The following is a 15,653-nucleotide window of genomic DNA, read 5'->3' as shown; positions in this document are numbered from 1 at the left end:
TTTTAAGGCATAAGAAAAACCAGCCCGGAGAAGACAACGCTTCCCGGGCTGGCTTGATTTACTAGAGTTACCCCTGCGGGGAATACATCACTGATTATGGATATTGAATTTCTTAATATTGCTCTCCAGATCCTTAGAAAGCCCCTGCAACTGAGTCAGATAACCTGCTATATTATCAATCGTAGCGAGCTGTTCTTCTGCTGCCGCAGACACATCTTGGGTAATGGCAGCATTCTCTTCCGTAATCGCTGAAATATTGGTGAAAACGTCTGTGAGTTCATCTCGTTTTTCGACCATTAACTGAATATGACCGTCAACCTGGTTCGTCATGTCCATTTGACTGTTCACGGACACCATAATATCGTTAAATATGAATTCAGTTTCTCGAACTGCCGTTTCCTGATCTACAAACAATTCACGAGATGTACCAATGGCCTGAACAGCCGCTCCTACCTGGTTGTTTACATTTGAAATAATGTGACTGATATTATTCGCAGCGAAAGCTGATTGCTCCGCGAGCTTACGGATCTCAGCAGCTACCACAGAGAATCCTCGTCCATGTTCACCTGCTCTTGCAGCCTCAATGGATGCATTTAGAGCCAGCAAATTCGTCTGACTGGAGATTTCAAGAATCGTACGGAGTATGCCGCTAATTTCACCTGCGCTTCCACTCACATGATTAATAGCCTGTGCTGTTTCTTCAGAAGCTTGTTGTGTGCTATTAAATTTCCCTACTAACTCCTGTACAATTACGATACCGCGTTGGTTCAATTCGGCTGTACGACGAGCAAGATCCAATATATCCTGAGCGGATGCCGCAACTTGATCGATTGCTCCGCCGAGCTGTTCAACTTTTTCAGAGCCCTCCATCACATTGTTAGCTTCATCATTAGAAGCGGAAGCAAGTTGTATGATGGACTCAGTAATAAGTGAGGAAGACTGTTGTGTCTGATCCATGCTGTCTATCAGTTTGTCTGCCGATTGAGAGACAATTTGCCCCGAAGTAGAAATGCCGCCTATCATTTTCTGCATATCCATTTTCATTTCATTAATAGCCCGAACCATAGTACCAACTTCACTTTGCTTTTTCAGCATAGATTCCGGAATAACGACTGCCAAGTCACCATTGCCGATTTGCTGCAAATACTGAACAGCCGCATTTAGCGGTTTCGTAATTACGCTAGCTAAATACAAAGCTACTACGATAGCGATAATCGCAATAACAGCCATAATGAGGAAAATGATATTTTCGATCTCATTGACAGACTCCGCCACTTCACTTTCATCCATTATCGCAATATATTTCCACTTTGTTTCCGGTGAAACATAGACACTAGCCGTGTACTCTTCCTCATTCATCTCTATATTTAAATTTTTACCTGCTGCCTTATCGATATCTACAAAATCAGGTACACCTAGATCCTTTAATGTTTTAAAGTTCGTTTCCGGATTTTTAGGATTTGCAAGGATCGTACCATAGTGGTCTGCAAGGATGACATAACCGTTCTTACCAATTTTCATTTCGTTAATTGTATTCGTGAGAAAATCCAAGCTTACGTCTACCCCTTGGACACCCACGATGTTGCCGGCGTTATCCTTAATGGTCATAGAAGAGCTGACAATCGGAGCGCCTGTGGTAAAAGCAGCATACGCACCCGAACGCACGATTTTATCAGGATTTTCAACCGCTTGGGTATACCACGCTCTTGTTCTCGGGTCAAATTTATCAACAGTCGTACCGTCCGGCCATTGTATGTATTGGCCATCCTTTGTTCCTAAGTAGATATAAGGCACGTTTTTATGTGTCTTAGAATATTCCAAGAAAAAATTATAAATATCACCTTCTATACCACCATTTTCAGCTGGAGTCATCTGAAGACTTCCATCTGTGCCTACCGCATCCACATAAGAGGTGATGGAACCGTCGATCTTTTTAACTAATGGGCTCTTGGCAAAGTATTCAACCGATTCATTTACGGTAGTGAAGTATAAGTCTATCGCACCGCTAACTTGTTCGATTTCCTTCCGAGTTGCCTCATAGAAATCCTTCGTCATTTCATCCTTAACTCGCTGGTTGATCCCAAGCCCCATCGATAATGTCGACAGTAATACTAGGACGACCATCGTAACCAATAGTTGGAGCTTTAAATTCCACTGTAGTTTCTTTCTCAAGTTGTTCTCCTCCATCTTGTTGTGTAGGCAATATTTATGTCTATATATAACTATCGGTAAAAAAAATTTTTTTGTTATATATTGTCGAATTGACAAACGAGTACGCTTAATATGTCGAAATATATTAATTTTTCAGAGGAAATGACGATAACTGTTATAGGGAGAGAAAATGAGTATTACATACTACTAAAAATCAGACATCAGGAGGCAACACACTTGAACAAAAAATACAATAAATTAAAAATTGCACTAGTTATTATGCTAGTTTTCACAGTTTTACCATGGAATCAAGCAAATGCCGAAAAAGCAAAAAATACGTTTGATCCTTTTGAGAAAAGCATCGAAGAAGTTACACAAGCTCTGGATACAAAACAAATTACATCGGAAGAACTGGTGGAATACTATCTAAAACGTATTGAAGCCTTTGATAAACAAGGTCCTGTTATTAATTCTATTATTACAGTTAACAATCAAGCTCTTGAAACTGCAAAGGCGCTCGATGCCGAGCGAAAGTTGAAAGGACCAAGAAGCATGCTTCACGGTATTCCTTTTGTCGTAAAAGATAACTTTAATGTAGTTGGCATGCCGACCACATCTGGGTCTGTAGCTCTGAAGAATGAATATCCTACTAAAAATTCATTCACCGTACAGAAGCTTATCGATGCTGGAGCTATTGTAATTGCCAAAACAAACATGTCCGAGCTCGCTGCTTCTTATGGCAGATTGGGTTATAGCTCTATGGGCGGTTTGACACTTAATCCTTACAATCTGAACCGTGATGCTTCAGGTTCCAGTAGCGGTAGTGCAGCAGCGGTAGCAGCTAACTTTGCCGTATTCGGACTTGGAACGGATACTTCTGGTTCCATTAGAGGTCCAGCTAATGTTACCGGGCTAGTAGGTATCAGACCGACTATGGGATTAACTAGTCGTGGCGGCGTTACCCCTTCTTCCCTTTCTTTGGACGTAACTGGTCCTTTGGCACGTAGTGTCGAAGACGTTAGTATAGTGCTTTCTGCGATGGCTGGTACAGATAAAGGAGACTATGCTACAAAGTCTGCGAACCGCCATGTTCAAGACTATGCCAAAGCACTGAATGCTTCTTCGCTTACGCATGCACGTATCGGCGTAGCGACCGACTTCTTCGGCGGCAATGTTGAAGTAGATGCTATTACGAATCAAGCAATTGCCAAAATGGAAAGCATGGGAACAGAAGTAGTCCCTGTCACATTCTCCAAACAAACCAAGTACCTCTGGACTCCGGTTCTTGGACCGATTGGGGATGCGGAATTCAAAAGCCAGTTTGAAAAATATTTGAGCTGGCTTCCTGCCGGCGGACCTAAAACGCTGCAAGAAGTAATCGATATTAGTGAATCTCCTGAAGTATTAAACTCGGCAACACCTGTTAACCCTGCTCGTTTAGAAGGGTTGAAGACAGCATTGGCTAAAGCCGATACTCTATATTCCAAAGAGTACAATACGATCGTTAAGAAAGAAATGCCGCAAACCCGTAAAGAAATTGAAAAGATTATGAAGAAGAACAACCTGGACGCTATCGTATTCCCTACGTTGGCCTGCCCTGCTTCTAACCGCTTTGACAAAGAAGACCCTACCTATGTTTGCAATGCGTATGATACTTATGCAGCGAGCTACGTGGCATCTGCTACAGGCTTCCCTGAAGTAACTGTACCTGCAGGAAGTGTAGAAGAAGGCCTACCTGTGGGCATCTCATTCTTGGGAACAGCATACAGCGAGCAAACATTGCTTAACCTAGCTTATTCCTTTGAGCAAGCTACGAAAGCAAGAACTATTCCTGTGCATACACCAAGTTTGAGACCATAACTGGATTACAGCATCTGTAATTGCTCTTTCTCTCCCTTTTCATCATTCATGCGGCAGCTGCAATAGAATAGAACCTGCTCTGCTGCATACGAAACTACTGAAAAACGATAAAGGCGACTTCCCATTCCTTCTGAATGAAAAGTCGTCTTTATTTTTATATATCACCAACATAGAATTAATCATCCAATAACAAAAGTTCTTTATACTTACTATATTGCATCACTAAATAATTTGAATAAGAAAGGAATTGCATACTATGGGAATTCATACGTATTTCCAATCACTTAATGATCTCGAACGTATTATTCGTTGTCCCGGTAAGTTTAAATTTGAAGAGCACAGCGTAGCCGCTCATTCTTGGAAAGTTGTACAATACGCTAAAACATTGGCAGATATTGAGGAAAGCAATGGTGTTACGATAGATTGGAAGAAGTTGTATGAGATTACGAGCAGCCATGATTATGGTGAAATATTTATCGGAGATATTAAAACTCCCGTTAAGCATTACTCCCTAGAGCTGCGCGGCATGTTGCAGCAGGTAGAGGAAGGCATGATTGCTCATTTTATAGAAGAAAATATTCCAGAAGAGTTCAAACCTATTTTCCGCAGACAACTGCGCGAAGGCAAAGATGACTCCGTCGAAGGTCTCATTCTCGAAGTGGCTGATAAACTTGATCAAGTGTACGAGGCACTTACTGAATTGCAAAGAGGCAACAGGGAGAAAGAATTTGTAGTTATGTATCGCCTAGCGCTTATCAAAATCAAAAACATAAAGCTGCATTGCGTTGATTATTTTTTCAAGCATGTTTTACCTGACATCATTAAGGAAAGCTCCAATTGTCCTGTAGATATCAAAAAGATTACTGAGGAAGCTTTGGAACTGTAACCCCGATTTCTCCTCACCCCAATTACAACTTCAACCTCCCCCTCGGTTATGTCACCACTTTTCATCATTTTGTTTAAGCGCATATATAATAAAAGAGCAACCGATATATGGCTGCTCTTTTGGCTATACATATTTATGCATTTGCATTAAGTCCACTCTGCATTTTGAGTTGATTACGGTACACGATTTTCGAAATACTAATGCTGATTTCATAAAGCAAAAATAGCGGTACAATCACAATAATGTCCGACAATATATCTGGAGGAGTAATAGTTACCGCAATAATGACAAGGATAAAATAAGTCAGTTTGCGAGCCTTTGCTAATCTACTAGGGTTCACAATCCCGAGCTTGGTGAGAAATATAACAACCGCTGGCATTTCAAATAAAATACCAAACGGAACTGTCATGTGGATCATGAACGTAAAATATTTTTCAGCTGTATACATAGTGGCAAAATCATTCGCAGCAATTTCATTCATGAAATGAAGAACCATCGGAAATAAAATAAAATAACCGAAACATATGCCGATCAAAAACAATAAAGTAATGGTTGGTATAAAAAGAAACGTAGCTCGCTCAGCTTGTTTCGGCACTGCGGGTTGAACAAATTTCCATGTTTGATAAGCGGCAATCGGTAATGTTACTGCGACTGCAACAACTCCTGCAATCATGAAATACACCCACATTACATCAGATGGACCAAGTACAACCAGCTTTTGATCCATGTCTCTAACCAGCCACTGATAAATATCACGTACATAGATGAATGCCGCTACCATCGCTACTAGAAAAGAGATGAGGGTACGTATAATACGGGCCCTCATTTCTTCCAAATGTCCAAGTAAGTTTTGTTCATTTTGATTTTTCATATTACTTATTTACAAGGACGTTTTCCTGTCCCTTCTCAGCTGCTTTCTTCTCTTCTTCGTCATCTCCGTTTACGAGACCGCGTGTAGCGCCTTTAAATTCACTTAACGTACGCCCGAAAGCTTTGCCAAGTTCCGGAAGCTTCGATGGTCCGAAAATAATCAAGGCAATAATAAGAATCAAAACCAAACCACCAATTCCAATGTTACCAAAAGGCATAACTACTCATCTCCTAGCGGATAGTATTCAGTCACAGAATTCATTCATCCATGACTGATAGTAAACAAAACGTACTGCTTAGCCAAGTTTAAATCCGCTAATCGCCACTACACCGCAACGTGCTATTTTATCACCTGGACGATGAGGCCATCTACTAGTTGGTTTGCTTAGGTCCGTTGTCATTTCACCAGGGTGCTGTACGGAAAGGAAAAGTGTCCCTTCATCTGGGGTGAAAAAAGGACCCGTCAACTCGGATTCAATCGGGCCTGACGCAAATTGCAGTGCAGTCCCCTTGTCAGCACCGCTTGTCGGAATGACAAACAATCCATTATTCATAAAAGATTTATAAACACCCTTATTATGACTGCTTGACGAAATATCAGTTACTACCCAAAGATTAGCATTTGAATCAAATGCTAAATTATCTGGTGAGCTGAATCCCGACTGCCTGCCGCCGGCAGCAAAAATCTCAAAATCGAATTCCAGTGAAGCTAAATCGTTGCCTGATTCGAAAATACGTGTAATATGACCATGGATATTACCATGAATATCATTATTCGTGTGGCAGATAAAGACCGTATTATCAAAAGGTGAAATTTCAATATCTTCCGGACGGTCAGTCGGAGTACCTCCAACCAGTAACGCTGCTTCATGGCAGTATGTAACGACATCGGCTTGTGATTTGAACTTTTTAAGCAGAGCTTCTTTTGTTGCGGAAATTCCATATGGATTTTTGTACTTTTCATTGGATAATATCTTCTTCACTTCTTCAATCGTAACAGGTAGCCATTTACCCGATTTCAGGTTCGCAACATATAACGTGCCTTCTTCGAGCAAAGAGGAGTTCGCGCGGCCTTTTAGCTTATCGTATTTACCTTTGCTTACAAATTTATAAACACAAGCATCCTTTTTGTCGTCGCCCATATATGCAACCACTCTGCCGTCCGCAGCCATCCCCATTGCAGTATTTTCATGATTAAATCGACCAAGCGCAGTATGCTTCTTAAGGTAGGACTTATCAAAAGGATCAACTTCTACTACCCAGCCGTAATGCGTGTCTGGAAGTTTTGCATGAGCAGCAGTTTCAGCATAGTTCTCTTCACATGATAATACAGTGTTCCAAAATGTTACTCCGCCGGAACAATTCGCGAATGTGCCAATTGCGGTTGTAGCTTTGCCAAGTACAGTTGATCCTTTTGCTGGACCTGTAATATCAAATTTAGATGTTCCGTTAATCCGACGTGCATATTCAGAAGAAGTGTCCATTTTCCACGTACCTTTCTCGTCACGGAAAACTTCGATAACAGACATTCCCTGGTAATAAAGATCCTTTTTAATCTGTTCTGCTGTCATTTTATCGTCAACAATGGGACCCAATGAAAATATATTGGTATATTCGTGATTAGTTACAAGTAATCCACGGGTATTCGATCCCTTAATAGGAAAATAAGCGTTATAGTCAGCGCCTTGACCGAACTTTTCCCCCGCCTTGTTAATGACGTCATCAAATGCGGCCACTACGTCATATTTAAAGTTTTTAGGAATAATGAGTTTATCTTCTTTCGAGGGTTGAATAGGATCAAAATACCCGCTGACTTTATTCGTCTTAAATCCAAACAAGTGGTCAGCAGTCGATGACATTGCAGAAACTTTACCGTCTAGAGAGCCTAGACCAGCCGACGCTGCAGCTAAAGCAGCTGCTCCTGTTCCTAGAAAAGAAAGAAACGTTTTGCGATCCATATTCTTATTCAAAGTGTCCACTCCCTCAAATTAATTGCCTTCGAGGACTAGCATAACGTTGAAATGTTAAGCGCACTTCATCGTTGTATGGTGTTTTTGTAAACCAGATCTTTCTAATTCCCCAGCCAATGTAACATATATTAAACATGGTGTGTCCCACGTATTCAAGCACCAAACAACAGCCTAGTGGAATCCTTTACAATTACGAGCGATAACCAACGAAATTAAACGACCTCAGTACCATGGATTTCTGGACTAAGGCCGCTTTACGAGTTTTATTATTATACTGTCAACTTGATGGGGGCAGTTCAAAGTCATCTAGGATGATTTTGAACTGCCCCTTTGTCATTGCTTGCGATTATTTCGCCGCTGCCGCAGAAGTTCTCACTTGCTCGCTCGCTTTCAGCGCTTCAAGAATGTTGATTTTGCCGAAACCGCCGCCTTTTTGCCCCTGTTTATTATAATCAAATCTAGGTGGGATCATTGATGTCACCTCCTTTGCTTAATATCACATGAATTAGTCCCCTGTTTTCGTTGAAATAGCCACTCTCAAATACCGCAGCAGCTCGTCGAATGTTGTCTCGTACACATATTCTGCGCGGCCGAAGCTTTCCCGCTCGCTGATTCTCTCAGCGAACTTAGCGTATAGTCTGTTGAGATAGCTATGATCGGCCCGAACATGGAACCGAACCTGCCGAATGCCGTGCTGTTCTTCCATGACGTTACGCGCCCAGTCCGCAAAACCCCTATAGAACACTCTGCTGCTCCGATAGGCAGGAGATATAATCGTGGAATCAATGAATACCGTATTATCGCCTTCCTCGTATCGATATTGCATGTAAGCCTGCAGATTGCCATCCTCATCGTCGTATAACATGAATTGGCTCGTGCGCAGTGATACAATCAGATGCGCGAGCGCATCGTGAAACGAATATTGGTTGTCGAATTGATCGCAGTGAGCCAAATAATATCTCGCAAATCTTCCGTAGTCCTTGTCCTGCTTGCATGGTGTTGCATAGAGACGTCTCACTGCCGATTCCTCCTCGGACCATCCACACTACCGGCAAATAATTGCCATCTCGGCGCCTTGCGCCTGAATTTAGCTAAGTAGGCATTTAACTGCGGCAGCGCAACCCGATATTCAATGGCAGACTCTCCGATGCTCGTTCGTTCGGCAAACTTGCCGAACATCCTTGTCGTATAGTTATCCTCCGTACCCGACCAAAATACGAGCTCAGTTACCTTTTCATTGAGATCGTTCATGTGCTCAGCGAGCACCATCAAACCATGAAGAAACACTGCCGTCTTCCTATGCGATTCAATCAGGAAGGCTACCTGCAACTGCACAATATGCCGATCTTCGAAGTTACCTTCGCCCGTGCCATGTATATATCCGAATGCGCCAATGGCTTCCCCTTCATCGTCCAAACAAAGAAAACATTCCTGCCCCAGCAGGACGGGACTTGCGATAAAGCCAAACGCATCAGGAAAGGGATACGGCAGCCGCAAATCTACGTAATGTGTCAATAGAAAGTCCATATACTTTCGTTGATACATTTCGCTGGCGCAGACGGAAAACGATTCGTTCATGATGTTAAATCTCCTAGTTCTTTTGTTCTATTATAAATTAATTTTACAGAGTTGACTATTAGTGACATTAACTTTTTTTCATTTAAAGTTATTTCACTTGGACCTGAAAATTGTCGGTAGTTACATCAATGAAAAATTTTGAAAGGAGTATTTCGTTACTAGGGGTTACATATTTTCTACTTCCAGAATAAAAAAAGAAACCTAGCAGCTAGTTATGCTACGTAGTTTCCGTGAAATTTGAATCTTATATGAGGTGTGGGCAAAGAAAAACAAGCTCAGCGGAATGATTGTATTTTTGTTCTACTCATTATTCAATAACAATAAAACAATCATATAGCATTTTCCCATCCTGTACTCGTTGTTCTGCATGCAATCGAATAGGTATAGGAATACTGTTGTTTCCATCAACAGATTTAATAACAAGGTTCAAATTTTCAACTTTTCCATTCATTAAAATGAACGTATGAAAATACAAATGGTAAAACAATGAACTAGACGGGGTTAAAAAAGTGTCGAATTGGCATCCCACTAATCCTTTAATATCATAATCAGATCCTACTATATTTAGAAAGACTTCATTTGCATTAACTATTCTATATTGTTCATTTAAGACAAAGTACCCATTCTCAACATCTTTTATTTGTTCGTCCAATGATAAGCCCCTTTCTAGACCAGATTAGCGAGCATCAAGGTACTCATTTATCAATTCAATAGTCTCTAAAGGATGGCTCATATGAGGACAATGACCAATTGCCTCCATAATTTGAAAAGTACTATTTGGAATATTCAAATGAACGTAAGCACCTACTTCAAGCGGCGCAATTACATCTTGACTACATTGCAAAATAAGAGAGGGAACTGACACTTTAGGCAAATCCTTGCGATTATCGGAAAAGAAAGTAGTATTAGCAAACTGTTGAGCAATTATGGGATCAATTGAACAAAAGCTTTCCTCCAGCTCTTGAGCAAGTGCAGGACGTTCAGCATTACCCATTACCAGTGGTGCAAGGTATTTACTCCAATCAATATGATTCTTTGCCATTAAGTTGAGTAGTTCTTCGAGATCTTTATATTCAAAACCACCAATATATTCTGGAAATTCATTAATATAACGAGGTGAAGGACCAATTAGAATCAAATGATTGAAAAACTCTGGTCGTTTGATTGATGCAAGTATCCCAATTATGGCACCTACAGAATGCCCAACGAGGACAGCTTCTTTTAGATCGATTTCTTCGCAAATGTCGAGCAAATCTTGTGCATACCCATCTAATTGGCTATATCGCGTAGTGTCATAAGACTGTATATCAGATTTGCCAGACCCAACAAAATCAAAAAGTACAACACGATAGTCACTTTCGAAAGTAGGAGCAACAAAACGCCACATATTCTGATCGCAACCAAATCCATGAGCGAAAATCATATGCTTGGTACCTTTTCCTGAAATATTTACATTATTGCGGATAAATACATTCTTATGCATATAACATCTCCTATAGAGTAATAACTGCAAGCCGCATGAGCATCCCAAGCTATTAAATAAATCATCATGCATATGGGGACAAAGTTCTATTGTATTAATCGTGCTCTCTGATATTAGAAGTACAAGACTAGGATCGTTACATGTTTGGATGACATATTAACTATAACATTTTAAGCTTATAATAGTTAACTCACTTCCCTGTTACTAGTAAGAATACAGCTATTACTCAACTTTAGTCAGTATGCTTATGGTGTGGCGAGAATCTCTTCCTCAAATATATTTCAGTAGCAAAGGTCTACACCTTTCTCTTTTGACCACCGCTCCATGGCAGTAAAAATTTTAGAACCAATACCTTGATTTCTAGTCGCAGGGTGGGTATAAACGTTGGTAATATATCCGATATAAGGGTTCGGAGGCTTGTCAAATCTCACTACACCATTGATATGTTCAACTTCATAAAATTTCCATATTATTTAAAATAGAAGGGATACTCGATCACATATAGTGTCCCTTCAAATTGTGAGAGTGCTGCAAGCACGGTGAGAATCAAATTTACAGTAGTTCTCGAGAAATCGAGTCATCCCTTGTCAGATATAATTGTGACCCCACGAGACTGCCACTCATTTAATCAAATCAGCAGATCGGCACTTGAACGAGATACTCGACTTAACTACCACAGTGTTACCTTCTCGCAACACTTGTTCATGATCCTTCATTAGAAGATTTCACTCCTTCCTAAGTACACAAAAAATCACAGAACAAAAAAGACCATACACTGTACACTTTAAAATAGTGTTTAGTGTATGGTCTCTTGTTTAGAAACAACAAATCACATTCGTGTACTATACAATTACCTTTCGTCCGCTTGGCCGGTGAACACCTTGTCCGTTCTGTTCTTCATTTAATTTACCAGCAGGTACTGCTCTTTCTTTTCCCCAAGTACGTATCGTTTCAATCTGTTCAGGGCTTGTTTGTGATAATGGTACAACATTTGTAAAGATGTTTATGAAAGTTTCATCTGTAATCGAATCATCACCTTTTACAAACGCTTGTTTCACAACATCACGAACAGCAGCTTCCAGATCCGCACCTGCAAAACCGTCGGAAATTTTCACTAAAGAATGCATTAATTCATTGGATATGGTTCTCTTTAAGCCTTTCTGAATATAGATCTTTAAAATTTCTTCTCGTTCGCTGGCAGTTGGCAAATCTACAAAAAACAATTCATCAAAACGTCCTCTGCGCAGTAGCTCAGGAGGTAACTTGGATACATCATTGGCAGTTGCAACAACAAAGACTCTGGCGAGACTTTCCTGTAACCAATACAGGAATTGGCCCACTAGACGGATAGAGGTGCCTCCATCTCCTCCTCCTATTGCACCGGCAAGCCCCTTTTCAATTTCATCAATCCATAATACACATGGCGCCATATGATCGGCTGTTGATAATGCTTCTTTTAAACGATTTTCACTTTGGCCTAAATACTGTCCATGTATGGTCGATAAGTCCAAACGATACAACGGCAGGTTCCATAAGGAGGCAATCGCCTTAGCAGATAAAGACTTCCCGCAGCCAGGGACCCCCACCAACAAGATTCCTCTTGGTGGACGAATGCCTCGTTCACGCAAATCCGCGGTCAATAGCTCACGATTCGCTTCCAGCCATAATTTCAGACCATCGAGACCTCCAATTTGATAGCCCTCTCTTACAATCACTCGTTCAATACCAGAAATATCGGCAAAAATTTTATCTTTGGCGTGCATTAATTCCTTTAAATTTTCGTTTGTAATACTACCGTTAGCTAATAATGTTGCAATAACATTTTCAGCCTCAATTTGGCTAATGCCAGCAAGTATAGCCGCTGCTTGTCTCTCCTCAGCCTCTCTCCACTCAATAAACATCTCGCTCCGGTAAGGATTAATTTGTTCTCGAATAATAACCAACATTTCATCCTCATTAGGCTGAGAGAGAGTAATCGACATTCCAAGACGCTGCAGCGGCCCCCAGACAGGATTATTTGTAATAACTACAATAGCCCCGCCAGTTTCCGTAGCAAGCATTACTGCATCTTGCAACTGTCTTGCCATTCTTGTATCATCTTCAATCTCTTGCACCTCTGTAAAAATAAACGTTTGGTTTTGGAGCTGGCCGATTTTTTGCGTCACATAATCTAGTCCGCCAATAACTGAACGGTCCTCATTAAGAAGCCGATTGGTTGATATATCTCTCATTCCCTGAGATAACGTGTGGTAGCCAATATTTAAATTTAACTTTGTTGATAATTGAGCTATAAAGCTGAGTGCACGAGAACGTTCCGCAGTACGTATAGAAATAAAGGGAATTCTCGCTTTCAAATATTGTTCCATCGTTTTCATACATGTCTGCAAGTCACTCATTTAATATAGCACCCTTCTTTTAGACTGAAATGAATTAGCATTAGACTCTTTCTGTTCAATCCGCTCATGTGCGGCTGCCGCCGGTGCTTGCATATGTTTCTTTAACAGACCATTATGTCTAATGGTATAAGCAAGCTGCCCTGTTCGATCATGCTTTGCACTTTCTAATAAAGCGTCCTGTGAATCTCCAACATACTTGCTAACAACATTTATCAGGGATTCCTTAATTTCATTCGGAAATATAGAAAGTCGGCATAAACGATACAGTAATTCAAATCGGTAGCGGGCATTGATAATAGAAGAAATAATAGCTGCTTCTTCACCGCGCGAATGATCTAATTCCTGCTGAAATAGGCGTGTCGTATACTTTAATTTGAAGTCTATTACTTCATAAGTACAATTCACAATTTTATCCGCAACGCCCGACGTCCATTCCAGCTTCCCTCTCTCCAGAACAGCAATAATCTTTTCATCTTCCTGACCATACTCTTTTATCTGATTAAACAGCTGCATCCATTCTGAATAATAGAGCGGAGGGTTCATAGCAATTTCGAGCTCCGTCTTCGAACTAATACAGCAGGCGGATTCAAATCCCATGATGGAAAGTTCTCCGCTAATGATTGATTGACGGTTTGCTTCTGCAATTGTTCAATCTTCTGATCCAGCTTCGCTTGCATGTCGGCAGACGGACCTGTGGTAGAATGTTGTATGATTGATCTGCTTCTATTTAACATTCAGATTCACTCCTTTTATTTTGACGAGATAACCGCTCTGGCAGAATCATAGGTCGAATATGTATATTGATCTGGTGTCACTTGATCAAGCAGCTCGGCTACTTTACTTGCTTTTGCATCCTCAATCTCGTATTCTCGGCGATAATCTACAATATCGCTTAACGTTGCAACTAAAATTTGTTTATGATTGGCAAAAATTTCTTCATAATTCTGCTCGATTACTTTAACATTCGCCCTTACGTTCCGCAGGCCTTGTATGAAAATATACGTACATATTGCCGATACAATAAACAAAAATAATGTGCCTAAACCTAGCAAAAAGAAACCAATACCTGCAACCAATGATACCCAATGTTTGGCGCCAAGTTTGTTTCTTCTCAACACATCTTCTTTCTTCAATTGAATATGCTGTTGCAAACTGGAGATCAGTTCTCCCTCATTACTTCCGTCCCTCGAATAGCCCGCCCAATCATCCAATGTAATTTGAATATCTATAGGGAGTGCATTACGATTTTCGGCCGTCAGATCATCATGAGCATGAGTAATCCATTCTTTCGATAATGCTATAGCCAGCTTTTGGGTAGCAACTGAAGCATTTGATTCTACCGGATACATGGAGAAATTGGTTAGAAGCTGGGTAAAATTAAGTCCTTCCTCCACGACCTTCTCATTCGCGAACAAATGCTGGGCTGTATTTTTGTCTCCTTCTTCTTTAACAATTAATTCATTTAATCGTTCTTCACGGCGCAACGGTAGCTCTTCTCCATCGAATTCACGAACTAATATATCGAGTAGTTGGTCTACTGCAAAAGCCAAGTTTTTCGAAGGAATAATCTCTTGCGTAAGTATAAAATTGAAATATTGAAAAATAATATCATGCAGTTTTGCACCCTCAAGCGCATGTTGAAGCTGGGGCCATGTCGGACTATACTTTTGCAAATGTGGATATTTTGTAGTATCTAGCTTTTCTTTACGAGAGTAAAGCGCATTCTTCCATTGATCCCGCTGTATTTCTATAAAGCCCGCTTTTTGCGAAAGCTCGTCCAACCAGCCTTTAATTAATAGTCCGCATCTCGATCTGGCTTCTGGACCAAATATTCCATTTGAGAAACCGTCGATCAAAACAACAATTTCTCTCTTGAGCTCATTTGGATCTTGCTGGCCAAAATATCGTTCCAACCAAGCACGGCTTGATTGATAACGGCCTCCTCGGCGTGTAACCAATGCAAAAAACAAGGATGTCTTCTCATCATCTCTTCGCAAGGCTTCAACTACAGCCTTCTCCGCCAGTTCCTTATTATCACTTAGCCAAGCAGATAGTGCGATTAAACATGGTGCCAACCAATAACGTGGAGCAGCGAGCAGTTGCTCTTCTGAAGCATTCTCAATGGTATCCTTACGCACCAAACTGCTGTCAACGGCTTGCAATATGCCAATCGCTTTCCGCCGAACATCCTCATAGTGACCGTATTTATTTTCAAGCTCTTGTCTGACCTTAACAAGCCTCATCTCTGCTAGCTGGACATTTTTAATCAAAGCATCTTGACGAACAAATTCACGGAACTCTTCCGCAAGCACTGCAAGATCGCTCTGCGTATCTCCCAGTTGCTGCTCCACAGCACCAACCTTACGATGTACGGTTTGAACATTATTATTAATTGCGCTCAATGAATTTTCAATCTGGTTCAAATTAGCCGTTGAAATTATTCGATCTGACATCGCTCA

The 15,653-nt window shown here is 40.8% G+C and carries 16 protein-coding genes; 2 read left to right on the top strand and 14 right to left on the bottom strand.

Features of this window, described 5'->3' with window-relative positions:
• Window positions 1–87: 87 nt before the first annotated feature.
• Entirely contained in the window at window positions 88–2,172 is a 2,085-nt protein-coding gene (locus MFF31_RS11170; protein ID WP_238188065.1) for a methyl-accepting chemotaxis protein, read from the bottom strand.
• A gap of 216 nt (window positions 2,173–2,388) precedes the next feature.
• Between MFF31_RS11170 and MFF31_RS11165 the strand changes: the two genes are divergently transcribed.
• Complete coding sequence (locus tag MFF31_RS11165) at window positions 2,389–4,011, top strand: amidase family protein (protein ID WP_238188064.1); 1,623 nt, start codon at window positions 2,389–2,391, stop codon at window positions 4,009–4,011.
• A gap of 256 nt (window positions 4,012–4,267) precedes the next feature.
• The gene (locus tag MFF31_RS11160) at window positions 4,268–4,897 is read left to right on the top strand and encodes a YfbR-like 5'-deoxynucleotidase (protein WP_238188063.1); all 630 of its coding nucleotides are present in this window, start codon (window positions 4,268–4,270) and stop codon (window positions 4,895–4,897) included.
• A gap of 133 nt (window positions 4,898–5,030) precedes the next feature.
• On the opposite strand, the gene tatC is transcribed toward MFF31_RS11160, so the two are convergent.
• From tatC to MFF31_RS11100, 13 genes are all read right to left on the bottom strand, one after another.
• The gene (gene tatC, locus MFF31_RS11155; protein ID WP_238188062.1) at window positions 5,031–5,768 is read right to left on the bottom strand and encodes a twin-arginine translocase subunit TatC; all 738 of its coding nucleotides are present in this window, start codon (window positions 5,766–5,768) and stop codon (window positions 5,031–5,033) included.
• 1 nt (window position 5,769) lies between these two features.
• Window positions 5,770–5,985, bottom strand: coding sequence for a twin-arginine translocase TatA/TatE family subunit (gene tatA, locus MFF31_RS11150; RefSeq protein ID WP_238188061.1), 216 nt, complete (start codon window positions 5,983–5,985; stop codon window positions 5,770–5,772).
• 78 nt (window positions 5,986–6,063) lie between these two features.
• On the bottom strand, window positions 6,064–7,725 hold the full coding sequence (locus tag MFF31_RS11145) for a PhoX family protein (RefSeq protein ID WP_238188568.1): 1,662 nt from the start codon (window positions 7,723–7,725) through the stop codon (window positions 6,064–6,066).
• A gap of 358 nt (window positions 7,726–8,083) precedes the next feature.
• The gene (locus MFF31_RS25195; protein ID WP_282570447.1) at window positions 8,084–8,209 is read right to left on the bottom strand and encodes a hypothetical protein; all 126 of its coding nucleotides are present in this window, start codon (window positions 8,207–8,209) and stop codon (window positions 8,084–8,086) included.
• A 33-nt stretch (window positions 8,210–8,242) separates the two neighbouring features.
• The gene (locus tag MFF31_RS11140) at window positions 8,243–8,755 is read right to left on the bottom strand and encodes a hypothetical protein (protein ID WP_238188060.1); all 513 of its coding nucleotides are present in this window, start codon (window positions 8,753–8,755) and stop codon (window positions 8,243–8,245) included.
• Window positions 8,752–9,282, bottom strand: coding sequence for a hypothetical protein (locus MFF31_RS11135; protein WP_248565461.1), 531 nt, complete (start codon window positions 9,280–9,282; stop codon window positions 8,752–8,754). The genes MFF31_RS11140 and MFF31_RS11135 overlap by 4 nt, the downstream gene beginning before the upstream one ends.
• A gap of 340 nt (window positions 9,283–9,622) precedes the next feature.
• A complete protein-coding gene (locus tag MFF31_RS11130; protein ID WP_238188058.1) occupies window positions 9,623–9,967 on the bottom strand; it encodes a hypothetical protein in 345 nt (114 codons plus the stop codon).
• Window positions 9,968–9,991: 24 nt separating this feature from the next.
• Window positions 9,992–10,798, bottom strand: coding sequence for an alpha/beta fold hydrolase (locus MFF31_RS11125; protein ID WP_238188057.1), 807 nt, complete (start codon window positions 10,796–10,798; stop codon window positions 9,992–9,994).
• A gap of 281 nt (window positions 10,799–11,079) precedes the next feature.
• A complete protein-coding gene (locus MFF31_RS11120; protein ID WP_282570470.1) occupies window positions 11,080–11,241 on the bottom strand; it encodes a GNAT family N-acetyltransferase in 162 nt (53 codons plus the stop codon).
• A gap of 399 nt (window positions 11,242–11,640) precedes the next feature.
• Window positions 11,641–13,194: an AAA family ATPase gene (locus MFF31_RS11115; protein ID WP_238188055.1), complete on the bottom strand. Its 1,554-nt coding sequence runs from the start codon at window positions 13,192–13,194 to the stop codon at window positions 11,641–11,643.
• On the bottom strand, window positions 13,195–13,791 hold the full coding sequence (locus tag MFF31_RS11110) for a hypothetical protein (protein WP_238188054.1): 597 nt from the start codon (window positions 13,789–13,791) through the stop codon (window positions 13,195–13,197).
• Window positions 13,734–13,928, bottom strand: a complete 195-nt coding sequence (locus tag MFF31_RS11105; RefSeq protein WP_238188053.1) for a hypothetical protein — start codon at window positions 13,926–13,928, stop codon at window positions 13,734–13,736. The genes MFF31_RS11110 and MFF31_RS11105 overlap by 58 nt, the downstream gene beginning before the upstream one ends.
• 15 nt (window positions 13,929–13,943) lie before the next feature.
• Window positions 13,944–15,647, bottom strand: a complete 1,704-nt coding sequence (locus MFF31_RS11100; protein WP_238188052.1) for a hypothetical protein — start codon at window positions 15,645–15,647, stop codon at window positions 13,944–13,946.
• Window positions 15,648–15,653: the final 6 nt, after the last annotated feature.

Source organism: Paenibacillus sp. L3-i20, from assembly GCF_022180385.2.
Lineage (GTDB): Bacteria > Bacillota > Bacilli > Paenibacillales > Paenibacillaceae > Pristimantibacillus.
Note: the sequence above shows the minus strand (reverse complement) of the source record. Positions and strands in the feature narration are given on the sequence as shown.